Below are 22,726 nucleotides of genomic sequence, written 5' to 3'. Positions count from 1 at the left end.
CTAACCTAAAGATCCGTGCATCTGCACGGGTCTTTTTCTATGTTGTTGCTCGTCCCGTCCTACACCGTTTGGAGAGTATACGGTTTCTTCCGATCGAAGTAACTCCAACGGAGGATATCCGTGAAATGGAGGAAGAAACCGATGCCGACCTCGTAGTAAAGCGAAGAAACCGATGCCGACCTCGTAGTAAAGCGAAGAAGGGGATGCTCGGTGCGGAAGGACGCCATCAAGCCAACTTAAGAACCGTGCAGTACATAGAATTTTTGTTTTGTTGCTCTTCAGACCTGAGTAAATTTTAAAAATATGCATATATGTTCATGAATTTACAAGATTTACGGTATAATGAGGGAATGAATTCCAACTGGAACGGAGTGAATGATAAAATGAAGAAGTGGATATGCTTGACCGCAATCATGTTATGGGGAATGCTCAGCCTCTCGGCATGCTCGGATCCTATGCTCAGTGAAGAGGAGAGACAGGACATCATTGATCAAATCACAATATTGGAAACAAGTGAATACGATCTCGTGTACTTCAACATAAACTATCAGCAGTATCTAGAACAAGTGAACGGCATCATAGATGATACGTATTTGAAATCAATAGAGGATCAAATCATATTTGGTTACGATGATAAAAAGTATACCCGTGCAGATCTCGTAGATATGTCCACTCAGGAGTGGGAGGAGCACAAGGATCATATGCTTCCTCTCATTCAAGGAATCGGCATGGACAACCAGAAGTCAGTGATTTCATTTTCAAAAGTATATGAAGATGAGGCGTCAAAAAAGATATATATTTATACGACCGAAGATAAAGTATTGAACGGTAAAGCCTTCACAAAAACCAATAGAAAGTACACGTTCGATAGGATAAAGGATCGTTGGCTCGTCACCTCGGTTGAATTCGATAAATTCACTTATGGATCGGAGCAAACGGAGGAAGAAATCCAGACGAGTATAAGCGGGCTGAAATATCAGACCCATGCAGATAAGCCTGTTGAATATATAGAAGAAACAATCACCTTGGAAGGAACCGGTACATCGTAACTGATAACGCGGGAAAAGGCCCTCATTTCGAATGAAGGCCTTTTTTTGCACACTTAATGAAACTCAATATCGATTCGATGCTGCTGAGCATCTGCCGATTTAGGCATGCGGATCTCTAATATTCCATTGTGATAAGATGCCTTCGTGCTTTCCGCCTGTACTTTGGCAGGAAGCTTGATTGTCCGCTCGAATGTTCCGATAAATCTTTCTTTGCGATGCATTTTCTTCTCATCCATTTCTTCATGACGCTGAATCGTCCCGTGGATGGTCAGCATATTGTCATGAACGTCGATATGGACATCTTCTTTGCTTTTTAGGCCGGGAAGGTCACAATGCACGATGACTTCCTTACCCGTTTCATGTAAATCGAGCCGGGGAGAGCCGAACTCCTGCTGAAACCCAAATCCTACATTTTCAAAAAAAGAGTCTACGTGCTTGCGGAAACGATCTAAGTCTTTAAAGGAATCATACGGAATGAGCGGCATGACGTCACAGCTCCTTTAAGTATGTTTTCCGTAGTATGCATCGAAACCGAATGGATTATTCTGAAAAGGAAACGTGAGAATTCGTATAAACCGAGAATCTAAGTTACCTCGGCCGAGTGAATGTCGAATGACCAAGGAATAATGTCAAAGAAAACGACCAGGAGAATAGACATACATCTTTTGCCTTTCCGTGAATGGTGCGGGCATGATAGAATACTATAGTAGAATGACCGAAAGGAAGTATGACATTTGAAACAATACCTGGAGCTTTGTGCACATGTACTGAATACAGGAGTACCCAAAACAGACCGTACTGGAACTGGCACGATCAGCACATTCGGATATCAGATGCGGTTTAACCTGCAGGAGGGCTTTCCTCTTGTTACAACTAAAAAATTGCATTTAAAATCGATCATATATGAGCTGCTTTGGTTTTTAAAAGGCGATACGAATGTACGTTATTTGCAAGAAAACGGGGTTAGAATTTGGAATGAATGGGCAGATGATCAAGGTGAATTAGGACCGGTCTACGGCCAGCAGTGGAGATCATGGACAGGTGCGCACGGGGAAACGGTCGATCAGATCAGCCAGCTTATCCATGATCTTCGGCACAATCCAGATTCCCGCAGAATGATTGTGAGTGCATGGAATGTAGCGGATATTCCTAAGATGGCTTTAGCGCCATGCCACTGCTTATTCCAATTTTATGTCGCTGATGGAAAGCTGTCCTGTCAGCTGTATCAAAGAAGTGCGGATCTGTTTTTAGGTGTTCCGTTTAATATTGCCTCGTACGCGCTGCTGACTATGATGATCGCTCATGTTACAGGCTTGGAGCTTGGAGATTTCATTCATACGTTTGGAGATGTGCATATTTATTCGAATCACGTGGAGCAGGTAAAGCTGCAGTTGACACGTGAACCTCGCCCATTGCCAACCCTCCAAATCAACCGACAAGTGGAATCGATTTTTGACTTCCAATATGAAGATTTTGTGCTGGAAGGTTACGATCCGCATCCTCATATCAAAGGAGAGGTATCTGTATGATCTCATTAATATGGGCGATGGGGGAAAACAGGGAGATTGGCAAAGATCATGATATGCCGTGGAAGCTTCCTGCAGAATTAGCCTATTTTAAAAAAACAACGATGGGCTCACCTGTACTTATGGGAAGGAAGACATTCGAATCGATTGGGAAACCGCTCCCTGGAAGAGAGAATTGGGTGCTGACAAGGGATCGCGGATATACAGCAATTGGGTGTCGTATGGTTTATACGCTGGAAGAGGCTGTAGAGCAGCTAAAAGATGTGCAGGAAATATTCGTGATCGGAGGAGCGGAAATATACCGAATGTTTCTCCCATATGCAGACCGTCTCTATGTCACGAAGATTAAGCAATCGTTTCCTGCAGATACATTCTTCCCGGAAATTAACTGGTCACAGTGGAGACAGATTTCCGCAGCACCGGGAGAAAAGAATGAGCGAAACCCATACGATTATGAGTTTCAAGTGTATGAACGAATCAAATAACTCTTTTTATTGAATTGATGAAACGTTTTTCTTGTTTGAATCGTTTAGTATATGTGCGCTGAGATAGGCAATCATTTTCTAAAGGAAGTGCGATTCGTTGAGTGAGAGTATAGAGAAAATTCGCAGACAGCTGAAGGAAAAACAACTTCATCGAATCCGTGAGATGGAATGCGGAAGGGCGCTGGACGCTTTAGTTGCGGAATATGTTTTCGGCTATCATGTGATCGAGATGGGCGATGGAGATGAACAAGACTTTGTTTACAGAAAGAATGCGTCAATAAAAGGGAAGATCGGCTCGGATGAATTGGAGAGGGTTCCAAATTACTCCACAGTCATATATTCGGCAATGCAAATATTGAATGCATTTCAATATTGGAAGCTGGAGCAAAGAACTGAAGGGGTGACGGCTTTGTTGTCCAATCAGGAGGGAATTGCTTCTCATGCGGCTCTGCATCCAGGCATGGCGTATGCTGCGCTTCCTGAAGCAGTATGCAAGAGTGCACTCGTCGCGAGAGTCGAGGAAAATCGATTAATTGAACCATTATTAGAAGATGATTAGGTCGGCATTGCAAGGGCCTGCTGCAACCGAAATGCGGCAGGCCCTGACATTTGCTCTGGTGATTCCATTTCGGCAGTGAATAACTTTTTTAGGTTGATGTGCGTCTATACAATGAGAATCCACAAGAAGCGAAAGTTTGTCTTCATCTTGAGTTTGTAGATGAACATGAAACGACAATTCATAAGGGCTTGGCTCAGGAATGGGACTATTTTATTATATTTTTTCATAGGATACGATAATATAATCGTAGTAGAATTCGTAGGAGGTAGAGAATGCAAAACTGGATAACAGAATTTATGGAGCAGTTCGGTTACCTAGGGATCTTTCTGATGATCGCCTTAGAAAATGTGTTTCCACCGATTCCTTCCGAAGTCATCTTGACGTTCGGCGGTTTTATGACAACGAATACGAATATGACGGTGTTCGGAGTTATTGTGGCTGCAACGATCGGATCGGTCATCGGGGCTGTGATTCTTTACGGCGTGGGGTATTTGCTTCGTGTAGAACGATTAGAGAAGATTGTTGAGCGGTGGGGACATGTTCTTCGCGTGAAAAAAGAGGACATACATAAGGCGAATGCATGGTTTGATAAGTACGGATATTGGACAGTTCTGTTCTGCCGAATGGTCCCGCTAATCCGCAGCTTGATTTCAATTCCTGCCGGCATGGCTCGAATGAAATTTTCTCTGTTTCTGTTGTTTACAACGATTGGAACCGTGATATGGAATACGATCCTTGTTTGCGTAGGTGCGGCAGTAGGAGACAACTGGGAGGATATCGTCAGCTTCATGGATGTATACTCCAATATTGCCTATGCTGTGATCGGAATCGGCGTGATATTGTTCGTTATTCTATATATTCGGAAACGGAGAACCACATAAAAGGAGTTAAACCATGGATATCATTGAATTGTTTAAAGCGCTAGTTCTGGGAATCGTTGAAGGATTAACTGAATTCGCTCCTGTTTCTTCGACGGGACACATGATTATTGTAGATGATATGTGGCTGAAATCAGAACAATTTCTGACTCAATATGTGGCCAATACCTTTAAAGTGATGATTCAGCTAGGTTCGATTCTAGCGACGGTTGTCGTATTTAAGGATCGGTTCATTGATTTGTTAGGGCTTGGTGGGCGCTTGAACAAAACAACGGTAGGTCCTGGCCGTTTAAAGCTGTCACAGGTGATTGTGGGTCTTATCCCTGCTGGAATCTTGGGCGTATTGTTCGAAGATTATATTGATGAGCATTTGTTCTCAACGGAAACGGTGCTCATTGGACTCGTGATTGGCGCCATATTGATGATTGCTGCAGACAGGTTTGGCCCGAAAGAGCCCAAAATTCAAACACTTGACCAGATTACGTATAAACATGCCTTCACGATTGGCTTGGTGCAGTGTTTCTCGCTTTGGCCCGGATTCTCCAGATCTGGAGCAACGATCTCCGGTGGGGTGCTCGCAGGATTAAGCCATCGAACCGCGGCTGATTTCACGTTCATTATGGCGGTTCCGATTATGTTTGGTGCAAGCGCAATATCATTTTATAAGAATCTAGAATATTTCACGCTGGATGCTCTTCCGTTCTTCATTGTAGGCTTTATTAGCGCCTTTGTGTTTGCACTCATTTCGATTCGATTCTTTTTGAAGCTGATTAACCGTATTAAATTAGTTCCATTTGCGATTTATCGAATCGTTCTCGCAGGTGTTATCGCATTGATCTATTTTACCTAATGAAAATATGAAATCCCTACTGAACGGCAGGTTGTTCGCTGTCCGTCCGGTAGGGATTTTTTCGTGATTACATAAGTATAAGACTCCACCAGAGTTGTGGATGCTTTCCTTCTCAAGATGTAAGGCGCGAGATGGAAGAAAAATCATGTCCCGGCATCAGTACATGATCCATCGGGCGACCGTTCAGATCAAAGTATCCTTCCCTTAAGATGAATGATAAGAAGTGAAAAAGGAAGGGTTGATCTGAAATGAATCAACGACAAGGAGAACATTCCCGAAGTGTAAAGCTTTTTGAAGGAGAGAAGTGGCTGGTACTCACCGGATTGCTAGGGTTTGGGCTTGCAGTTGTTTGTGCTGTGTGGGTCATCCTATTCGGGGGAGAAGTGACTCCGGATGGCGATGTTTCAAAGGCATTTTCGTTCAATGCCGCATTAGGTTTGTTCTTGCTGTCCACCGCTGCTATTGTTCCGTTAACTGGACTGGGTAAGCGCGGCAGAGGCGTATTTCGCTGGGGTTACATCATGCTGGCACTATATTCTTATTTTGCAGAGACCGTACAGCATTTTCGAGGGGTGAATCCCAGATTCGTCGAGGACGGCAGCAAGTTCGATTCGGCTGTAGGTAATATTTTTGCTTTTGTTGCCCTGCTGCTCGTTTTGTTTTATCTTGGAATCGCAATTTCATTTTTCCGGAGGAAGACCTATACGAGATGGCCTGGAATGGTACTCGGCATTAGATATGCGATGGCGGCCACATTTTTGTCGTTTGCCGCGGGGATTTGGATATCTGTAAATCAGGGAAGCATTGTCGGCCTTGAAGGGAACATCATCTGGCTTCATGGCCTTGGATTTCATGCCTTGCAGGCGGTACCTTTTGTAGCTTGGTTTGCAGAAAGAAGACCGCTTTCAGCTCAAGTTCGTCAGATATTAATCCATACAACAGGTATCGCATATTTGCTCGGTTTAGTCGTCGTGGGCTGGCAGACTTACTTAGGTTATACAATATTTGAGTGGTCCGCACTGCCGATCACAGCAGCCGTGCTGTTTATCATCGCTTGGATTCCGGTATGGATGATCTTGCGTATGCGTACGGTTCGATCCGGTGGTTTCCAGAGAGGGGTATAACTCTTATTTCATGTGCAGATAGGTGGAAGAAGATACGAATTTAGATGACAAGATGGTCTATTTATTATATCGTATAGCTGATAACGGGCTGTACGATTTTTATTTTGTTAGGAAGTGTTTTGGAGTGTATACGATCATGATGGTAGAGGATGAGCAGCAGCTGCGCAGTATAACGGCTGAATTTTTACGAAGAGAAGGCTACACCGTTTTGGAAGCTGCGAATGGGGAAGAGGCTCTTCGTCTCGCAGCTGCTGTTGATACCGTTCACTTATACGTGCTGGATTGGATGCTCCCTGGGATGGATGGCGTGGAACTTTGCAGGAAAATTAGAGAGCGTACCTATGCGCCAGTTATTTTTTTGACCGCGAAATCGGAAGAACTGGACAAGCTCTCTGTACTAGAATTAGGTGCAGACGATTACTTAACCAAACCCTTCAGCATTCGGGAGCTGGCGGTTCGAATTAAGGTGCTGCTCCGCAGGGCTTACCTTATGGGTGAAACAGAGATTAACGACGGCGTATCGAATGATCAGGACACGATATGGGAGCGAGGGAAACTTCGAATTGATCATGGCCGTTTTGCTGTTTTTGTGCATGAGGAGCAGATGATATTGACGCCAACGGAATTTAAAATACTCTGCGTGCTATGTAAGGTTCCAGGAAGAGTGTACAGCAGACTGCAGCTTCTGGAGCACGCAATGGGAGAAACGTATGCAGGATATGAACGGACAATTGATACCCATATTCGTAACTTGCGAAAAAAACTGGAGCACAATCCAGACGAACCCGAAATGCTGAAGACAGTATTTGGTATCGGTTATAAGTTTGAGGCGATCCAATGAATACAATCAGGCGTTGGTACTGGACGGTGCTGGGAATTCAATTGGTTTTGTCCATTCTTTGCGTTGCTTTGCTGCTTCGCTGGTGTGCTGCAGCAGGCTTTCATCCGCTTATGCGGTGGGAGCTGTGGCTGCTTCTATGCAGCTTGGCCGTTCTATTTGCAGTATTTTTGGAAACCTCTCGAAGAGTGCGCCAATCCATGAGAGACGATATCGAACAATTAAGCCAGCTAACAAGATATCCAGAAGGGATGCCGGCATCCGAGGAGGATGAATGGAAATGGTCAGTCAATCAAATTCGCAAGCTTTGGGAACAGCTGCAGCACAGTTCGGACTTAAAAGAACAAATATTAGCTGATGCCGTTCATGAAATGAGAACTCCGCTGACGGTGATGAAAAGCCGTATAGAAGGTATATTGGAGGAAACGATACCGCTTCAGCCGGAGCAGCTGCTTCCGTTGCACGATGAAGTGACGCGAATGAGCAGGCTTATCTATGATTTGCGTCAGCTTAGCCTTGCTGAATCGGGTCAATTAAAGCTGAACTACAGTTGGTTCCCTGTTGCAGATCTGGTACATAAGGTGATGGAACGTTTTGCAGCGGATATTGAGGAAAAAGGCATTTGTGTGCTTTTAGATATGCAGCAGGTGAAGATATACGGCGATCTTGAGCGACTAGAGCAGGTGTTCATGAACTTAATCGGCAATGCAGTTTTCTACACCCCAGACAATGGGGAAGTAGTAGTGAAAGCCAAAGTGGATCAATACAAGCTTCAGGTTCATATTCGAAATACGGGTGATGGCATTTCACTTGAACATTTACCTTATATTTTTGAACGTTTCTACAGAGCTGACGCATCCAGACAGCGAGGCAGCGGCGGCATGGGCCTAGGTCTTGCTATTGCAAAGCATTACGTAGAGGCACATGATGGATGGATTAGCGTGGACAGTGACCTTGGGAATTATACCGAGTTTCGATTTCACATGCCTTTGTTTCCTTCATCTTGATACTTTCTTAACAACTTCTTCATCAGGTCTGGAAAAGGTTTTGTTAGGATGAGAGCAGTTCGAAAAAGGGAGGAAGCAATTGATGCAGGAAATGTACAACTACACTCATTCAGAAACTGAAACGAATGGATTGATTTACTGCAGGTCGCTTAGCAAGATATACGGCTATGGAGAACATCGGACGGAAGCACTAAAACAGGTCAATGTGAACCTTGCACAGGGCGAAATTACCGCAATCATGGGTCCATCCGGATGCGGAAAAACGACGCTGCTTCAGTGTATATCCGGAATGGACGATCTTACCGAAGGGGAGATATGGTTCCGCGGAAAAGCGGTGCATCGTATGGGGGAAGATGAGAAGGATGCGCTGCGTGCAGAATCGATGGGCTTCGTATTTCAAAACTATAATTTGATTCCGGTGTTGACGGCTGTGGAGAATGTGGAGCTGCCGATGCTGACGAAAGGCTACTCAAGAAAAAAATCAAGATCCATCGCGCTGGACGCACTGGGGAAAGTGGGGTTGTTCGACAGACAGAACCATAAGCCGTCACAAATGTCTGGTGGTCAGCAGCAGCGGGTAGCGCTCGCCAGGGCCATTGTACATAAGCCGCTCATCGTTTGGGCGGATGAACCGACGGGAGCTCTGGACCGTCAAACGTCCGATAAAATGCTTGATTTAATGGATTATCTCAATAAAGAAGAAGGGATGACTTTCGTCATCGTGACTCATGATCCACACGTGGCAGCCCGTGCGGGTCGTATCATCTATATGGACAGCGGCAGCATCATCCATGAAAAACGGACCGTTACGGAACGGTGATGGGGATGAAGTGGATCATTTTGTCGGCTGCACTTATCGTCATTTTATATATTTTGAATTTGATGCAAGGTAAACCTCATCTCGCTCGAATGTCGTTCCGGCATTTATGGACACATCGCCAAAGGACGACACTCGCTGTTATCGGCAGTATGATGGGGATTGCTCTTGTGACGAGCTCATTACAGCTACAGTCCTCGCTATCCCAGAGTATAGATCGTCAGATGGAGCAGGCATTCGGGCCAATCATTGCTGAAATATCAGCAGCTTCGCACGGATTAACTTCCTTCTCCGCCGAGGATGAGAAGCAGCTGCGCTTAGATGTGGATGCAGACGGAGGGGCTGTATATAACGGTTATATTCCTGCCATTATGGGAGAGGTGACTTTGGCATTGCAGGATCAGCAGGGAATACCGAAGGCGGTGGTGCCGAAGACCATGGTCTTTGCTTTCCCTGAAGAGATCTATGCAGTCAATGATGGACCCTTCGTAAGGGAATATGTGGAGCAAATCCGATCCCTGCATCCAGAGCGTGGCGAAGGATGGCTAAGTGAAGCTGCTGCAGCGAATATGGATGTAGCGGTCGGGGACTCCATTCACGTTCGTACAGGTCAAGAGGAGTTTACCGTTCGCATTGGCAAGCTCATACCGGAATCGGGTATGACAGCATATCGGGGAAGCGAGAAAACCCGCTCCTCACTTGTTGTTCATCCAGAGCAGGCAGCTAACTGGTTTACCGTTCCTGACCATGAAGTGAATCGATATTTGTTGCTTGCAAATGAAACAGACGGTATCGATTATGAGGTCGGTTACATGTTGGGATCTGCATGGCAGATGCAATGGACGGCTATGGCTGCGTATGATCATTTGCAGGATACTATGAAACTTATGCCGATTTTTACGATCGCAAGTATAACAGCGGTCTGCATAGGGCTGCTGCTCACCATTAATGTTTTCTATATGCTGGCAGAGGAACGCAAACAGGAAATCGGTGTGCTCAGAGCGATCGGAATGACGCGAGGTGACTTGAAGAAGCTGCTCCTTATGGAAGGGTTCTGGTATGCTTTGCTATCCGGAGTGATCGGTACAGGAGCAGGAATGATATTGTCACACTTCCTGTTAAGACGACTGGGTCGAATGTTCAGTACATTAATGCTGAATGAGAATGGGATCTTGATCGAATATAAAGCTTATGTCCAGCCTTCTATTCTAGCTTTAGGAGTCGCCAGTGGATTTTTGCTGATTCTATTCTGTATGATTTGGGCGAGCCGCCGTGTTAATCAAATGTCTATCGTGGACGCTTTGAAGCCGGAGCAGGTGAATCAGGGGAAGGAGAATAGAACGAAACGAAACGCGGAGCGGAATCGCTTTATTATAGGAATGATATGTGTCGCGGTACTTGCTGGGATCATCGCTTATTCCATGACGGATGATTTTATGGAATCGATTAGTTTTCCTTCCGCCAATCCGCTGCAAATTATGATGTTCTGTTTCTTACTGCTCGTCTTATTGACAGTGACAGTCATGGTCATGCTTCCGTTCATATTGAAGGTGATTTCATTGATCGCATCACCTCTGAACAGATGGAGAGGGATGCTGAATATTGCATTGCGTTACCCGATGCAGTATGAACGAAGAACGATGTTTGTACTGCTTATGTTTTCATTCGTATTGTTTTTAACTTGTTTTTCAGCCGTTTTCGGTAAAACTGCCGGCGGATTTTTTGGACAGTTCGATTCTAGAAACGCCACAGGTGGCTTTGATGCTTATGCCGTCACCACGCAGCAAGCGCCGCCTGGTCAATTGAAAGAACAGCTGCTGCATTCTCCTTTTTGGGATGATGACCAGCCTGAAACTGTAACTATATATAAAAAAGAAATTCCATTTGTTTATAACCAATCGGTGTATGGCATCGATGAAGAGTATGCGGCGCTGCAGAAGCTTCAGCTGCTGGAAGTGGACGCAAGCTTCTCGGATAAGGCAGAGGCGTGGAACACGGTTGCCAAAGAAGCGGATTGGATGATGGTCAGCAGCGTTTTTTTGGATGCGATGGGAATGGATGTGCAAGCAGGGGAGATGCTTCACATCGATCGCGACGGTATCGTGCTGCAGAAGAAAATCGCGGGTGTTGTTGATGTACATGATAATATGTCCAGCTTTCCGGCTGCAAGGGGGATTTGGGTATCCGCTGAGATGTTTGAACAGGAGCAGCTGCTGCTGCAAGGTTCCGAGCGGATGATGTTGTTCCAATGGGCAGACTCTCGTTTAGTAGAAGAGGAGGCTGCAGAAGTGGAGCAAGCACTTACTTCGTTGAATATTTATCCACTTCAGCTGCCGGAAGAAATCAACAGCGATGGTACTGCATTTCTCCGAATGTTCTTTGGATTGTTTGAAGGTTTCAATGCGCTGGCGGCCATTATTGGTATTGCAGGACTCATGATTCTCTTGCTGAGAACGTTTAGAGATCGGCGGCGGCAGTTCGGCATGCTTCGGACGATCGGAATTCCATCGACATATATCAAATGGGCCTTCGTCGTGGAAGGAAGCGTGGTCGCGATCATCGGTATGACATTGGGTGCTGTCGTTGGCAGCTACGGAGGAGCTATAATGGTGCAGGCTTTCATGCAGGATGGTAATACGGAAGTGATTCGCTCTGGCATTGAACTTCCATGGCTGAAAATGGCGCTGTACGAGTTGGGGGCAGTGGTATTAACTATACTGTGCACTTTGATCCCAGCAAAAAAAGCGGAAGCTCAATCTCCTGCTGAAGTCATGAGAACGTTTGATTGAATTTGAAATCTTGCGATCAGTGAGGCTTCACTTTAACCAACCAATTCTTTAGAACAGGTCCTTTAAGAAAAGGCGGCTCCATCATGTGCTGAAGGAAAAATTCCACTTTCCGGGAACTAAGAAGTGCAACAATGGCTGCTGCGATCAACGGGATGGACAGCCACTCCAAGACGGTGTCGAACGTTTCGAAGATATGCAACCTTATGAGAGTTCGAACGATCAATGCATGGAGCAAATACACGTACAATGTTCGTTTTCCCGCATCGGTGATGCGGGATTTTTTGTGTGAGATGAGCGAAAGAACAGCGGCAGACATGAATATTTCCAGCATATACGTTAAGCTGCGTAAACCGATGCCCGAAGCGAAGCTAAGATGATCCTCATGGTAGAAGTCCAAGCCTGTAAGGGATGACAGAACAGCAAAGCTAAAAGACAGCTTGACCGCTGCAAAGCCGAGCGCCATTATGGGAAGAGCTGTCCATCGGATGGCCCTGCTTTTGAAAGCATTGACTGATGAAGGGTGACACGACATTTGATGACCGATCACATAGAAAGGCAGAAAGAACAGCATTTGCGACAAACTCATCCACATCGAATGAAGCGGCAAAAACCCGCTGACTAGACCTATTCCGATAGATGCCGCAACGGGGTGATTCAACTTCTCAATGAAGTGCAGCATGATTCTCCACCCGATGTGACTAAACAGAAACCATAGGAAAGCGTAAGGGATAAAGTATGAATAAACGTCTTTCTGCATTTGAAAAAAAATAAGATCTAAGATACAATATAGACTTTGAAATACAGTATACTGGTAGGCAATGACAGGCAGAATATTTCTTAAGGCTTGTTTGCCTGCAAAGTATCCGGTGACAAACACAAAAAGCGGCATATGAAATGTGAAAACCAAAGTATATATCCCGCCGATCGATTCATGGTTTTTCGCGATCGGCTCCAGCATGTTCATGGTGACGACTAAAAAGATCAATAGACTGCGGAGATTGTACATTCGTGTTTGAGCATCACTCGCATTTGTCAGCATCTGTGTATCTCCTCCGAACATTCAATGATATTAGCATAACAGGGATATTCTATGACGATTGTGAATTAAGTCACAAACTTTCGAGAAATGTTGATGTACAATGGAGATAGGGCACCGTGAAAAATGAAGGAGGGATTGAATCATGACACAGCCTTTTGTTCCGAATGAAGAGAACCCTGGAACGAAAGTAGACGTGAACGAAATTTGGATTCAAATGAAGAGGGAGCATGCTGCCTTAAGCAACGAGTTGGAGGAAATATGCGCGATGTGCGCGAGGTACAAGGAAGAAGATTCGACTCCATATCAAGCGAAGTCGCTGATGGAGAGAATTCGAGATTTTATGGAGGATTACGGTGCGCATCATGAGTGGGAACAGGCGTGGCATGAGCAGCTCTCTGATGTGTATCCACAAGAGACCGCAAGAGAACAGCAAGTGAGAGAAACAGGATATCAGATGATTATGGAACTATGCGAAGAAATGATGCGGAGTATTAAGCAAAAGTTGGTGAAGGAAGAACCGCTGTCACAGGCATTGGCTATTTTGCAGCGACGCGTGGCCGAACAGGAATCCGCTTTTCAATATCGATATCAACCGTAAATGGTCATCATAAAAAAACCGTCCTTTAGGGCGGTTTTTGTGTGTTTTATGGGTATGAATTGGCTTATTTCGTGAAACGGTCTTAGGATGTTATGAGTCATTTTTAGCCATCCCGCAGTTTATGGTATGATAATAGAAGTTTGTATAGATTCGAATACAGCAGTGAGCTGGATGACATCTTTGATGTAAAACAAGAGGAGAAACCATAACAGGATAGGGATGATCTTCGTGGAAAAGAAACCATCGCTTATAACCCATTCACGAAAAAAACAAAAACCTCCGTCAACCAACCGGTCGCGAAGGAAGTTTTTGAAGCTGATGGCGGGCCTCGGTATTTTCGCTGCGGCTAATCCACTCTACGCCTATGCGCTGGAACGAAAATGGCTGCATATAGAACGTATAAAGCTGACCTTTGCGTCGCTTCCGAAGGTATGGAACGGGTTGAAGATCGCACATTTTTCAGATTTTCATCTCGGATTTTTTCAGGAAATCGACCGTTTGCGAACGGTTGTAGAAAAGATCAATCTAGAACAAGCGGATCTGATCTGCTTTACTGGAGACTTCATGGATCACAGCGTTGGTTCTAACGAAGCCAAGACGTATTATGATGAAGCGGTCAGCGTATTGTCTCAGCTCGCGACGAAACAAAGGTTTGCTGTACTGGGAAATCATGATTATGCCATTGGTCCACCTTTCATCACAGACCTTTTCGAGAAGGCTGGATTTCAAATGATGACGAATCGATCCATCCTCTTAACTAAAAATGATGTGCCAATTAAGATCGTCGGCTTGGACGATGGACTAAACGGCCGTCCTGAACCCATGCATGCGTGGGGAATGGTGCCTGAAGCAGAGTTCACCATATTTCTGATGCATGAACCGGATTTCGGAGACTACGTAGGACGAAATCCGTGGCAGCTGCAGCTCTCCGGACATAGTCATGGCGGGCAAATCCGCATCCCTCTGATAGGCGCGCTAGTGGTGCCGCCGTTAGGGCGTAAATATATCGATCATTTATACAGGATAGATGATGATAAATATGTATTCACCACTCGGGGCGTCGGGACGACGAAGCTTCCTTTGCGATATCTATGCCGCCCGGAGATAGCGGTCATCGAGTTATATTCGGGAGAAGGGAAGAGTTAGGCGTGAAGCGGTTAACGGTAATTGAGCCTTATGATCCAAACTGGAGCCTATTATATGCAGCGGAAGAACGGCTGCTTCGCAGCTTGCTGGGACAAGAATTGACGGCTATACATCATATCGGAAGTACTTCTGTTCCAGCGATCGGCTTTGCTAAGCCGATCATTGATATATTGGCCGAAGTCAAGGATATAACCTTTATCGACTTATACGATGAGGAGCTTTCGCTTAACGGTTATACTGCTAGAGGCGAGAACGGTATAGCCGGGCGAAGGTATTTTACGAAGGGCGGCGCCGATCGGTCACATCATCTGCACATCTTCCAGACAGGAGATATGCACGCTAGAAACCATCTGCTCTTCAAGCAGTACTTGACCGCACACCCTGAGGAAGCAGATGCTTATGGAAAGCTGAAGCTGGAGCTGGCAGAGAAGTATCCGGATGACGTAAAACAATATCAGGAGGCTAAAGAAAGCTTTACTGCAAAAATTCTTGATCGTGCCATAGCTTGGGGAGGGAATCGAATTGATCATTAAAGTTGAGGGATCTCTATGTTAAAAGCAGCGATAGTTTCGGATACCCATATTCCTTCCCCGAGGGCGAAATCACTGCCAGGATGGCTAGTCAGCATTTTAGAACAATCTGATGTCATCCTTCATCTTGGTGACTTTAATACGATGGAGGTTGTAAGGCAGCTGGAAGCTTTCGCTCCGATTTACGGAGTGTACGGCAACAACGATGATGAAGAAGTGGTGTCTTATTTTCCTGAACGAAAGTCAATAGAGCTGGAAGGCATTCGTATTGGACTCATCCATGGGCATGGCAAAAGTCGAACAACGGAAACGAGGGCATGGGATGCATTTGCTAGTGAACAGCCGGACATCATTATGTTTGGCCATTCTCACATTCCGCTGGATAAGATAAGAGACGGCATTCGTTTGTTTAACCCCGGCTCACCTACCGACAAGCGGAGACAGCCCCAATACTCCTGTGGGATTCTTAAGATTGACAATGGACAATTTCAATTGGAACACATATACAGCAAGGAGAAATGAACATGCGTCGAGCAGTGATCGTTAGCGGTGGAAGCGTATCTCCATCGATGAAAAACTTGATCCAGCCGAATGATCTTCTCATTGGAGCGGATCGGGGAGCCTTATGGCTCATTGAGCAGGGATATAAACCGGAGATCGCCATTGGGGATTTCGACTCGGTTTTGCCGGAACAGATGGAAAGCATTAGGGAACGAAGCGGGCGATTGGTAGAATGCGATCCTGTATGGAAGGACTATACGGATACGGAGATGGCGTTCGAGACAGCACTATCTATTGGACCCTCTAGTATCATGATGCTAGGAGTGCTTGGGACACGGCTCGATCACAGTTTGGCGAATATTCATTTGTTGAAGAAAGCGCTGGAAGCGGAGATCCCTTGTAAAATTACAGATGAACATAACCAGATTCAATTGACTCGCGGAATGCTGCGAATCTCGCAAGACGGCTACAAATATGTTACGCTGCTGCCGCTCACGACGAAGGTGACGGGAATTACGCTAACTGGCTTTAAATATCCGCTCAACGACGCGGAAATAGAGATGGGTCAATCTATCGGTGTTAGCAATGAGCTGTTGGAAGAGTTGGGTACGATTAACATCAGAGACGGTCTGCTCCTTGTGATTCAAAGCAAGGACTAAGAGATAGGTTCCTGCAAGATCAATCTACATAGCCTAAGAAATAACGTGGCTTTGAATGGATGAGGGGTATCTTTCAGCTAATGTTTGACCGGATGATCAGCCAAATAGCGAAGCCGGTAGCCGTTCATGGCCGTATGGCCCAGCTCCTTCGTAAGTCCATTGTTTGCCCATGCGCCAACGATCGCACCAATTCCCGGCAGCAGTTGAAGCATTTTGCGAAAATCAATGGAATCCCGGTACTCCTGTTGAAAGGTTTCCCACTCCGGCTCGGTCACGGGCGGAGCATCATAGCGAGTTAGCCGATCCTTCCAGCTGCATATAATTTCATAGCTGATTCTTCTTGTTTCATTGCTAGAGAACGCAAGTTGGAACAAATACAGGATAAATACTCTTTCTGCATAACTTCTCGTGTCATAACCGTATATATGTGCGATCTCGAACAGAAGATTCATTTTTATCGCTAGAAAAGCAGGGAAATCCGCCAAACCGAGCAAAATCCCTCCTGCACCCGTAGCTGCGCCTTCTGCAACCGCGATTTTACGGTATTTGTCCATAAATTCGATGGCTTTCTGATCTCGTTCATACAGGGACGCCTCTTTAATAACGGGGTTTTTAGGAATGAATTTAGCTCCGGTCAGTACGCTTTTCACGGTCACCTTCACGGCTGAGGTGATGGCTTGCTGTGCTTTTTTGGGAATGGCTTGATTCATTTTCATGCTCATTTGCTTGGATGCTTTAAAGAGGAAGCCTTTTTCCTCGAACAACGATTTTTCCCATTCCGCAAGTTCCCTCTTAACCCTTCCTTCATAATAATCTTCAAAATGATCCATATCGCGGCTCCCTTCACAGCCTGGAAAAAAAGGCCGGCCATTTATTTGTAGGTACATACGTGCTATGATGGTTAAAGTTTCAATCGGGAAGGAGACACAGCAAATGATACCTTACAGTCATACATGGCCGTACGAGCTGATTATGGGAGATTATTATTTTTTGGAATGTCCTTCCTGTGGAAGCGAACGAGTGCTGCTTCCGCTGAAGAAAAAGAACGTCCGAGAAATTCAAACCGGCAAAAAATATTGGATGGTGCTGCCTTGCTGCAGTACGCGTTTCTATATTACAGAAATCGATGATGATTATATATTGGCGGATATCCCGCTAAGAAAAAACAATTAATATGTACTGCTGAGTATGTATTGGGCTCGTTCTGAGCGAATGACAAGTTGGTGGTGCAGCGGCTGCACTTCAAAGCTTCCTTCCAGAGGGATCACGTAAATATCTCCCGGCAGCTCTGTCGTTACCATCTGTGCAGTGGCAGATCCGTCAATCGCGGCAGAGCCGTGCAAGTATATGGCTTGGTCTGATAAATAGCTGTCAACATTATGGGGATCCAGTGCTCCAGCAGTTGCTTTGCTCAGTTCCATTACGACGATATCGAGATCTTGATCTTCTCTTTTTTGAATTTGAATGGTTTGTCCTTGATGACTTTCGCACCATTCTATTATGGTATTTATGGAATGCATGGATTGAACCTCCTGAGATTCACTTTGATATGACTGAAACAGTCCAATAATAACGTAACCAGCATGCAAGTAAATTATGCCAAAATCGTCTATGTTTTATTTTTTTACAATCATTGTTTTACTGGAAGAAAGGTAGATCGACATCATGAGCTCCACCCTCTTAACTCCTTTTCGTTTTCGTATTTAATTATCGCGGTCATCATTACCAGTCTTGAGACCCAGCATCGGAGGGTGGGGCATCGGTCACATTCATCCATACAGTATGTTTATACTTCTTGGGAGCATGTACTTTATTTTTGCAGGTTTAGGCTTTGTCAGCCGTGAACAAAAGAGGATCATGAAAGGAGAGGCATTGCAACATGATTCAGTACGGTTCTAGTAAAGTGAATGAACTGGTCATCGAGAACTTGATTCCTTCGGTGGATTTTCGCAATGAACATTTTGTGGATATCCGCTGCAAGCTTACGCTGAAGACGGGACCAATTCCTAAAGGAACCACCGAATTAAGCGCACTTGTTATCTGTATGAGAGATGGCACAATCATCGAGATCGTTCCTCAAGACGAAGATTGTGACTGCGAATTTCAATTTACTTTGAACGAAAAGGAACAGATTCGCAGACTCATTCATGAGCATCCGGTTTTCAGGCGGATTTGGACGGCAACACCGAAGCAGTAATGATGTATATTGAGCACAAATAGTATCATCCTTTATTATAGGGATAGACATCAGCGGAAATGAGTGATATAGATTGACGGTTAAAATAATTACCGATGGCAGCGCAGATTTACCTAAGGATCTTGCCACAGCACTTAACATTAAGGTGGTTCCGTTGACGGTGCAGTTTGAGGATGCGGTCATGAGCTCTGACATCGAAAACAGCGAATTTTATGATCGTATGAAAAAATCGGCAGTGTTGCCGAAAACCTCAAGCCCTTCACCTCATCAATTTTATGAAGCGATGAAAGAGCAAGGAGAGCATGAACACGTGTTAGTCCTTACTTTGACTTCACAGCTCAGCAGTACACATCAACATGCTTTGATGGCTCGTGATATGCTCTTAGAGGAAGGGAACAAGACTCGCGTTGAAGTGATTGATTCGAAAACGGCATCTGCGGGCTTAGGATTGATCGCTCTGCACGCAGCCAAGCTGGCAGGTCAAAGGATGCCACTGGATCAAATTAAAACATTTGTCATCGAGCAAATTAAACAAACACGCACTCATTTTTTCTTAGATACATTGGAAAATGTCATCAAAGGCGGCCGTCTGGATAAAGTGAAGGGGAAAATCGCCTCAATGCTGAATATTAAGCTGCTGATGCGTGCCAGTGAAGAAGGCCAAATCGAAGTGATGGATAAATTCCGCGGTACGCAAAATGCGATTAAACGAATGGTCGAAAAAATAGGGGAGAAGAAAATCGACTTTGAGAAGGCGGTTCTGGCGATTGCCCACAGCAATGATGAGAGCAAGGCGCAACAAGTGTTAGAGATGATTAAAAGCAAGTATCCGTTTAAGGAGGTTGTTTTCTCGGAGATGGGACCGGTGATCGGTACTTATGCGGGAGAAGGCGGCATATTGATTGCTTATTGATATCTTTTCATTAAGAAGACAGAACTGTATGTTGGGTTCTGTCTTTATGCTTTTTTGGGAAAAAAATGAAGAGTCGATATTAATCATCAGTTATAAAAAAATGAATCTGGGGTTACACTCTGAGCTGCACTTTAGAAGAAAGTGATCGAGTAGATGTTCCCCAGATTCATTTTTCTGTTCACGCGTTTACAAATGGCATTGGAAGCACGTACCACAAGACGGAGAAGAAGTGACATATACTTCCGGCCAGCACGAAGGTGTGCCAAATGGCGTGATGATAAGGGACGCGCCGCCATACGTAGAAGATGGAGCCGACCGTGTACAGCACGCCGCCAGCCACAAGCCATGCGATTCCTGCAGGAGGAACGTTCGCCTGCAGCGGTTCGAAGCCGAATACGATCATCCATCCCATGGCGATATAAAGCAGCGTGGATAAAATAATAAATTTTTTGACGAAAAAGATTTTGAAAATAATCCCGGCTATCGTTAATCCACAGATGATGCCGAATAGCGTCCACCCCAGCGTCCCTCTTAGCGAAACGAGCAGGAACGGGGTATAGGTTCCGGCAATAAAGACGTAGATGGCGGAATGATCCAAAATTTCAAAGACATTTTTGGCCTTCCCTTTCGGAAGACTGTGCACCAAGGTGGAGCACAAGTATAAGAGCACCATCGAAGCGCCGAATACGGTAAAACTGACGACATGCCAAGTATCTCCGTACAAGCTCGAATATACGATCAACAGGACTAAAGCGGCAATACTGAGCAGCGCACCGATGCCGTGACTAATAGCGTTCGCGATTTCCTCACGCAAGTTGTATTCCATCGTTGAATCACCTCATTTGTTTACTTCTTCTATTGTAATACATGGAAGGGCGAGATACCAACTTTTTCAGACTCCAAATGCTGAGAAGAGTGAGGACAGGTATGATGCAATGAAGGATATTGGAATGGAAACGATGTGGGCTGGTTATCCTAGCCACGTAGGGAGGTGACTGTTATATGCCGCACAACAAGAGTGAATCGTTGAATGAGCGGGAAAGACGTGATTCCATGCAGGAAGAGGCGACAACGTTAAAACCGGATAAACAGAAGGAATTCCCCCCCAGCTTAAATCAAATCAGCAAGCACCGGAATCGATAACTCGCCGAGAGGCGGGTTTTTTATCGTTACATAAGGAGCAGCTGTAAATTATGTTGAATTATACGCTCGATCGCTTCGGTCTCATGTGCTTTTTTCTCGTTTAATCTGGCGATGGCGGCGGCGATTTGGAAGTGAAGAAAACTCTGAGGATCGTAGCCTGACAACTGAAGATAAGCATCAATATAGTTTTTACAGAATGACAGGGCTAGTTGCTCCGGGAATCCGGATACTTTCAATAGAACCGTCGTCAAAGCCACATCCGCTAACGGGTGATATATCTTCCCATTGTTCCAGTCTATCACGACATCCTGTTCTTCCGAGCGAAGAACGTTCAGCGGATGGAAGTCAAAGTGGCACAGAGCTTTTATATCAGATCGAGAGGATAGGAACGAGAGGAGCTTGCTCTTTTGCATATCGCTTAGCAGGCTGCAGTGTGCTATATATCCGTTCAGCTGCTCTTCTGGTGAGGGGAGATCAGGCAGTGGACTTTGATGAATTTCAGCATGAAGCCTTGCAAACTGCTCAGCCCAAGCTTTCATCTTTGACGGATCGTTCATGATGATGAAGCCGAATGAATTGCCGCTGATCCGTTCATAAATAATGCCGATTCTGTCTTGATATTGGATAAGCTGCTTGGGTTTCGCAATACGAAGCGGGGTTCGCATAATCTGCTGGGATACATGGAATTCCTGGCGGGCGCTGTCCTCATATCCTTGCTTAAACAGCTTTAGGCAATCCCCGTTCGTCCACTCAAAAACTTCCGCGGTGGCACCTTGTCCGATGACGGCTAGTTCGTTCATCAAAATTCAATTCCCCTTTCTTTCGAAAGCAATTACACTCATCGTATATCATTGCCGTTGGCTTGTAAATGTGAAAAGAAGAGCATATTTGAATTAGGATGATGCAGAGCAATTCTTTGCGTTCCCTTGAATTCAAAATGTAATGAGGATATATTTAAAACAACGAACAAGAAAGGAAGATGAGCGTTTGCACAAGCTATTGGTGATGTTTACGGGCGGTACGATCGGTTCAAAAACGGCGGATCAAATTATTGACGTAGAGTCCTCGTCATATTTTATCCTTGATTTGTACAAGCAGCTGACGGAGCATCGGGATGACATTGAATTTCACACGATCCAGCCTATGAATCAACTGAGCGAGAACCTACATCCGCATCATTGGAAGCAAATGCATCAAGCTCTACAGCAAGCTGATTGGTCCAGTTACGATGGCGTCATTATTACGCATGGTTCGGATACGCTGGCGTATACGTCTGCTGCATTCAGCATGATGTTTGCGGATTCAAGTGTTCCCATCATCCTCATTGCAGGCAATTATCCGCTCGACCATGAGAGGAGCAATGGGCTGCTCAACTTTACGCATGCAGTAGAATTCATTTGTAAGACATCTCTTCCTGGAGTGTTTACCATATACGAGAATCGTGACGGGCAGAGTCAGATTCATCTCGCTTCTCGCATTCAACAGTGCAGGCATTTTACCGATGATTTCGAAAGTACATATAATGAGCCTTTCGGCGTGATGACAGCCTCTCATTTTCAGTGGAATGACTACGATCTTAATCCTTCTATAGAGCAATTGAAACATTGGCAGTACCGCAGGCAAGTCGTTTCATCGTGGATGACAGAACCGGATTTCACATCCGATATTGTGTTCTTAAGACCGTATCCCGGCTTTCAAGCGAGATACATACAATGGGGAGACAAGAAGCCGAAAGCTGTCCTGCTGGATACGTACCATTCCGGTACCGGGAGCATACGTGCTGACGAGGGACAATCGTACGCGGATCTCGTACGCCGCTGCGTGCAAGAGCAAATTCCGGTGTATCTGGTACCGATTAAAAATCCGAACGGTGCATTGTATTCATCGACTAGCGAGCTGATTGATTATGGTGCGGTTCCTATGGAGAATATTTCGGCTGAATGCGCGCTAGTGAAGCTGATGCACTCTTACGGGACGCTCGCGAAAGAGAAGATCGAGTCATATCTGAACACGGAGCTGTTCTTTGAGCATCATCAGTTGAATCATAGAGTGGAGACGTAAAAAGGGGAGGAGAACGG

At 45.3% G+C, this 22,726-nt stretch carries 28 protein-coding genes; 22 read left to right on the top strand and 6 right to left on the bottom strand.

The genetic code is table 11. The annotated features are described in order from the left end of the window. Both ACFPXP_RS05440 and ACFPXP_RS05435 read left to right on the top strand, forming a co-directional pair. Positions 1–299 (top strand): hypothetical protein (locus ACFPXP_RS05440; RefSeq protein WP_379893132.1); only part of this gene is annotated, 299 nt, incomplete at its 5' end. An 84-nt stretch (positions 300–383) separates the two neighbouring features. Continuing rightward, complete coding sequence (locus ACFPXP_RS05435) at positions 384–1,049, top strand: hypothetical protein (protein ID WP_379893130.1); 666 nt, start codon at positions 384–386, stop codon at positions 1,047–1,049. A 53-nt stretch (positions 1,050–1,102) separates the two neighbouring features. Here the strand turns inward: ACFPXP_RS05435 and ACFPXP_RS05430 are convergent, their stop codons facing one another. After that, positions 1,103–1,534: an Hsp20/alpha crystallin family protein gene (locus tag ACFPXP_RS05430; RefSeq protein ID WP_379893129.1), complete on the bottom strand. Its 432-nt coding sequence runs from the start codon at positions 1,532–1,534 to the stop codon at positions 1,103–1,105. A gap of 249 nt (positions 1,535–1,783) precedes the next feature. Here ACFPXP_RS05430 and ACFPXP_RS05425 point away from each other — a divergent pair, with 249 nt between their 5' ends. From ACFPXP_RS05425 to ACFPXP_RS05380, 10 genes are all read left to right on the top strand, one after another. After that, entirely contained in the window at positions 1,784–2,578 is a 795-nt protein-coding gene (locus ACFPXP_RS05425; RefSeq protein ID WP_379893127.1) for a thymidylate synthase, read from the top strand. Further along, positions 2,575–3,060: a dihydrofolate reductase gene (locus ACFPXP_RS05420; protein ID WP_379893125.1), complete on the top strand. Its 486-nt coding sequence runs from the start codon at positions 2,575–2,577 to the stop codon at positions 3,058–3,060. The genes ACFPXP_RS05425 and ACFPXP_RS05420 overlap by 4 nt, the downstream gene beginning before the upstream one ends. 97 nt (positions 3,061–3,157) lie before the next feature. After that, positions 3,158–3,619, top strand: coding sequence for a hypothetical protein (locus ACFPXP_RS05415; protein ID WP_379893123.1), 462 nt, complete (start codon positions 3,158–3,160; stop codon positions 3,617–3,619). 272 nt (positions 3,620–3,891) lie between these two features. Next, on the top strand, positions 3,892–4,500 hold the full coding sequence (locus tag ACFPXP_RS05410) for a DedA family protein (RefSeq protein ID WP_379893121.1): 609 nt from the start codon (positions 3,892–3,894) through the stop codon (positions 4,498–4,500). A gap of 13 nt (positions 4,501–4,513) precedes the next feature. Beyond that, positions 4,514–5,347 (top strand): undecaprenyl-diphosphate phosphatase, encoded by an 834-nt coding sequence (locus tag ACFPXP_RS05405; RefSeq protein ID WP_379893119.1) that lies wholly within the window; start codon positions 4,514–4,516, stop codon positions 5,345–5,347. A 248-nt stretch (positions 5,348–5,595) separates the two neighbouring features. Then, complete coding sequence (locus ACFPXP_RS05400) at positions 5,596–6,471, top strand: hypothetical protein (RefSeq protein WP_379893117.1); 876 nt, start codon at positions 5,596–5,598, stop codon at positions 6,469–6,471. Positions 6,472–6,595: 124 nt separating this feature from the next. Next, positions 6,596–7,312, top strand: coding sequence for a response regulator transcription factor (locus tag ACFPXP_RS05395; RefSeq protein ID WP_379893115.1), 717 nt, complete (start codon positions 6,596–6,598; stop codon positions 7,310–7,312). Further along, entirely contained in the window at positions 7,309–8,316 is a 1,008-nt protein-coding gene (locus ACFPXP_RS05390) for a sensor histidine kinase (protein WP_379893113.1), read from the top strand. Before ACFPXP_RS05395 ends, ACFPXP_RS05390 begins: the two co-directional genes overlap by 4 nt. Positions 8,317–8,398: 82 nt before the next feature. Beyond that, on the top strand, positions 8,399–9,136 hold the full coding sequence (locus tag ACFPXP_RS05385; RefSeq protein ID WP_379893111.1) for an ABC transporter ATP-binding protein: 738 nt from the start codon (positions 8,399–8,401) through the stop codon (positions 9,134–9,136). A 5-nt stretch (positions 9,137–9,141) separates the two neighbouring features. Continuing rightward, positions 9,142–11,922, top strand: a complete 2,781-nt coding sequence (locus ACFPXP_RS05380) for an ABC transporter permease (RefSeq protein WP_379893109.1) — start codon at positions 9,142–9,144, stop codon at positions 11,920–11,922. Positions 11,923–11,938: 16 nt separating this feature from the next. On the opposite strand, the gene ACFPXP_RS05375 is transcribed toward ACFPXP_RS05380, so the two are convergent. After that, entirely contained in the window at positions 11,939–12,961 is a 1,023-nt protein-coding gene (locus ACFPXP_RS05375; protein ID WP_379893107.1) for an acyltransferase family protein, read from the bottom strand. A 142-nt stretch (positions 12,962–13,103) separates the two neighbouring features. On the opposite strand from ACFPXP_RS05375, the gene ACFPXP_RS05370 reads away from it, so the two are divergent. The 5 genes from ACFPXP_RS05370 (at position 13,104) to ACFPXP_RS05350 (ending at position 16,395) form a co-directional block, all read left to right on the top strand. Beyond that, a complete protein-coding gene (locus ACFPXP_RS05370) occupies positions 13,104–13,559 on the top strand; it encodes a hypothetical protein (RefSeq protein ID WP_379893105.1) in 456 nt (151 codons plus the stop codon). Between the two features lie 318 nt (positions 13,560–13,877). Continuing rightward, the gene (locus tag ACFPXP_RS05365; protein WP_379893142.1) at positions 13,878–14,705 is read left to right on the top strand and encodes a metallophosphoesterase; all 828 of its coding nucleotides are present in this window, start codon (positions 13,878–13,880) and stop codon (positions 14,703–14,705) included. A gap of 2 nt (positions 14,706–14,707) precedes the next feature. Continuing rightward, positions 14,708–15,238 (top strand): GrpB family protein, encoded by a 531-nt coding sequence (locus tag ACFPXP_RS05360; RefSeq protein ID WP_379893103.1) that lies wholly within the window; start codon positions 14,708–14,710, stop codon positions 15,236–15,238. 15 nt (positions 15,239–15,253) lie between these two features. Then, positions 15,254–15,757 carry a metallophosphoesterase family protein gene (locus ACFPXP_RS05355; protein WP_379893100.1) on the top strand — a complete coding sequence of 168 codons (504 nt, stop codon included), beginning with the start codon at positions 15,254–15,256 and terminating at the stop codon, positions 15,755–15,757. A 2-nt stretch (positions 15,758–15,759) separates the two neighbouring features. After that, on the top strand, positions 15,760–16,395 hold the full coding sequence (locus ACFPXP_RS05350; protein WP_379893098.1) for a thiamine diphosphokinase: 636 nt from the start codon (positions 15,760–15,762) through the stop codon (positions 16,393–16,395). 77 nt (positions 16,396–16,472) lie between these two features. Here ACFPXP_RS05350 and ACFPXP_RS05345 read toward each other — a convergent pair whose 3' ends face one another. After that, positions 16,473–17,225, bottom strand: coding sequence for an EcsC family protein (locus ACFPXP_RS05345; RefSeq protein WP_379893096.1), 753 nt, complete (start codon positions 17,223–17,225; stop codon positions 16,473–16,475). 103 nt (positions 17,226–17,328) lie between these two features. Between ACFPXP_RS05345 and ACFPXP_RS05340 the strand changes: the two genes are divergently transcribed. After that, complete coding sequence (locus ACFPXP_RS05340; RefSeq protein WP_379893094.1) at positions 17,329–17,568, top strand: hypothetical protein; 240 nt, start codon at positions 17,329–17,331, stop codon at positions 17,566–17,568. On the opposite strand, the gene ACFPXP_RS05335 is transcribed toward ACFPXP_RS05340, so the two are convergent. Further along, the gene (locus ACFPXP_RS05335) at positions 17,565–17,915 is read right to left on the bottom strand and encodes a hypothetical protein (RefSeq protein ID WP_379893092.1); all 351 of its coding nucleotides are present in this window, start codon (positions 17,913–17,915) and stop codon (positions 17,565–17,567) included. The two genes, ACFPXP_RS05340 and ACFPXP_RS05335, sit on opposite strands and share 4 nt — an antisense overlap. Before the next feature lie 359 nt (positions 17,916–18,274). Between ACFPXP_RS05335 and ACFPXP_RS05330 the strand changes: the two genes are divergently transcribed. Then, positions 18,275–18,592, top strand: a complete 318-nt coding sequence (locus ACFPXP_RS05330; protein ID WP_379893090.1) for a hypothetical protein — start codon at positions 18,275–18,277, stop codon at positions 18,590–18,592. A 73-nt stretch (positions 18,593–18,665) separates the two neighbouring features. Continuing rightward, positions 18,666–19,505 (top strand): DegV family protein, encoded by an 840-nt coding sequence (locus ACFPXP_RS05325; protein WP_379893088.1) that lies wholly within the window; start codon positions 18,666–18,668, stop codon positions 19,503–19,505. 178 nt (positions 19,506–19,683) lie between these two features. On the opposite strand, the gene trhA is transcribed toward ACFPXP_RS05325, so the two are convergent. Further along, the gene (gene trhA, locus ACFPXP_RS05320; RefSeq protein ID WP_379893086.1) at positions 19,684–20,331 is read right to left on the bottom strand and encodes a PAQR family membrane homeostasis protein TrhA; all 648 of its coding nucleotides are present in this window, start codon (positions 20,329–20,331) and stop codon (positions 19,684–19,686) included. 176 nt (positions 20,332–20,507) lie between these two features. Here trhA and ACFPXP_RS05315 point away from each other — a divergent pair, with 176 nt between their 5' ends. Next, positions 20,508–20,648, top strand: coding sequence for a hypothetical protein (locus ACFPXP_RS05315; protein WP_379893084.1), 141 nt, complete (start codon positions 20,508–20,510; stop codon positions 20,646–20,648). 26 nt (positions 20,649–20,674) lie between these two features. On the opposite strand, the gene ACFPXP_RS05310 is transcribed toward ACFPXP_RS05315, so the two are convergent. Next, positions 20,675–21,448: a phosphotransferase family protein gene (locus ACFPXP_RS05310; RefSeq protein ID WP_379893140.1), complete on the bottom strand. Its 774-nt coding sequence runs from the start codon at positions 21,446–21,448 to the stop codon at positions 20,675–20,677. A gap of 187 nt (positions 21,449–21,635) precedes the next feature. Between ACFPXP_RS05310 and ACFPXP_RS05305 the strand changes: the two genes are divergently transcribed. Beyond that, positions 21,636–22,709, top strand: coding sequence for an asparaginase (locus tag ACFPXP_RS05305; protein ID WP_379893083.1), 1,074 nt, complete (start codon positions 21,636–21,638; stop codon positions 22,707–22,709). Positions 22,710–22,726: the final 17 nt, after the last annotated feature.

Source organism: Marinicrinis lubricantis, from assembly GCF_042658665.1.
Lineage (GTDB): Bacteria > Bacillota > Bacilli > Paenibacillales > KCTC-33676 > Marinicrinis > Marinicrinis lubricantis.
This window is presented reverse-complemented; position numbering and strand designations above follow the sequence as displayed.

What these genes read in the sequence shown, in the direction of transcription:
- ACFPXP_RS05335 (WP_379893092.1), bottom strand. Translation starts at nt 17,915, where the DNA reads ATGCATTCCATAAATACCATAATAGAATGGTGCGAAAGTCATCAAGGA.
- ACFPXP_RS05390 (WP_379893113.1), top strand. Translation starts at nt 7,309, where the DNA reads ATGAATACAATCAGGCGTTGGTACTGGACGGTGCTGGGAATTCAATTG.
- ACFPXP_RS05370 (WP_379893105.1), top strand. Translation starts at nt 13,104, where the DNA reads ATGACACAGCCTTTTGTTCCGAATGAAGAGAACCCTGGAACGAAAGTA.
- ACFPXP_RS05410 (WP_379893121.1), top strand. Translation starts at nt 3,892, where the DNA reads ATGCAAAACTGGATAACAGAATTTATGGAGCAGTTCGGTTACCTAGGG.
- ACFPXP_RS05400 (WP_379893117.1), top strand. Translation starts at nt 5,596, where the DNA reads ATGAATCAACGACAAGGAGAACATTCCCGAAGTGTAAAGCTTTTTGAA.
- ACFPXP_RS05430 (WP_379893129.1), bottom strand. Translation starts at nt 1,534, where the DNA reads ATGCCGCTCATTCCGTATGATTCCTTTAAAGACTTAGATCGTTTCCGC.
- ACFPXP_RS05380 (WP_379893109.1), top strand. Translation starts at nt 9,142, where the DNA reads ATGAAGTGGATCATTTTGTCGGCTGCACTTATCGTCATTTTATATATT.
- ACFPXP_RS05350 (WP_379893098.1), top strand. Translation starts at nt 15,760, where the DNA reads ATGCGTCGAGCAGTGATCGTTAGCGGTGGAAGCGTATCTCCATCGATG.
- ACFPXP_RS05355 (WP_379893100.1), top strand. Translation starts at nt 15,254, where the DNA reads ATGTTAAAAGCAGCGATAGTTTCGGATACCCATATTCCTTCCCCGAGG.
- ACFPXP_RS05405 (WP_379893119.1), top strand. Translation starts at nt 4,514, where the DNA reads ATGGATATCATTGAATTGTTTAAAGCGCTAGTTCTGGGAATCGTTGAA.
- ACFPXP_RS05385 (WP_379893111.1), top strand. Translation starts at nt 8,399, where the DNA reads ATGCAGGAAATGTACAACTACACTCATTCAGAAACTGAAACGAATGGA.
- ACFPXP_RS05375 (WP_379893107.1), bottom strand. Translation starts at nt 12,961, where the DNA reads ATGCTGACAAATGCGAGTGATGCTCAAACACGAATGTACAATCTCCGC.
- ACFPXP_RS05365 (WP_379893142.1), top strand. Translation starts at nt 13,878, where the DNA reads ATGGCGGGCCTCGGTATTTTCGCTGCGGCTAATCCACTCTACGCCTAT.
- trhA (WP_379893086.1), bottom strand. Translation starts at nt 20,331, where the DNA reads ATGGAATACAACTTGCGTGAGGAAATCGCGAACGCTATTAGTCACGGC.
- ACFPXP_RS05330 (WP_379893090.1), top strand. Translation starts at nt 18,275, where the DNA reads ATGATTCAGTACGGTTCTAGTAAAGTGAATGAACTGGTCATCGAGAAC.
- ACFPXP_RS05345 (WP_379893096.1), bottom strand. Translation starts at nt 17,225, where the DNA reads ATGGATCATTTTGAAGATTATTATGAAGGAAGGGTTAAGAGGGAACTT.
- ACFPXP_RS05340 (WP_379893094.1), top strand. Translation starts at nt 17,329, where the DNA reads ATGATACCTTACAGTCATACATGGCCGTACGAGCTGATTATGGGAGAT.
- ACFPXP_RS05315 (WP_379893084.1), top strand. Translation starts at nt 20,508, where the DNA reads ATGCCGCACAACAAGAGTGAATCGTTGAATGAGCGGGAAAGACGTGAT.
- ACFPXP_RS05435 (WP_379893130.1), top strand. Translation starts at nt 384, where the DNA reads ATGAAGAAGTGGATATGCTTGACCGCAATCATGTTATGGGGAATGCTC.
- ACFPXP_RS05420 (WP_379893125.1), top strand. Translation starts at nt 2,575, where the DNA reads ATGATCTCATTAATATGGGCGATGGGGGAAAACAGGGAGATTGGCAAA.
- ACFPXP_RS05310 (WP_379893140.1), bottom strand. Translation starts at nt 21,448, where the DNA reads ATGAACGAACTAGCCGTCATCGGACAAGGTGCCACCGCGGAAGTTTTT.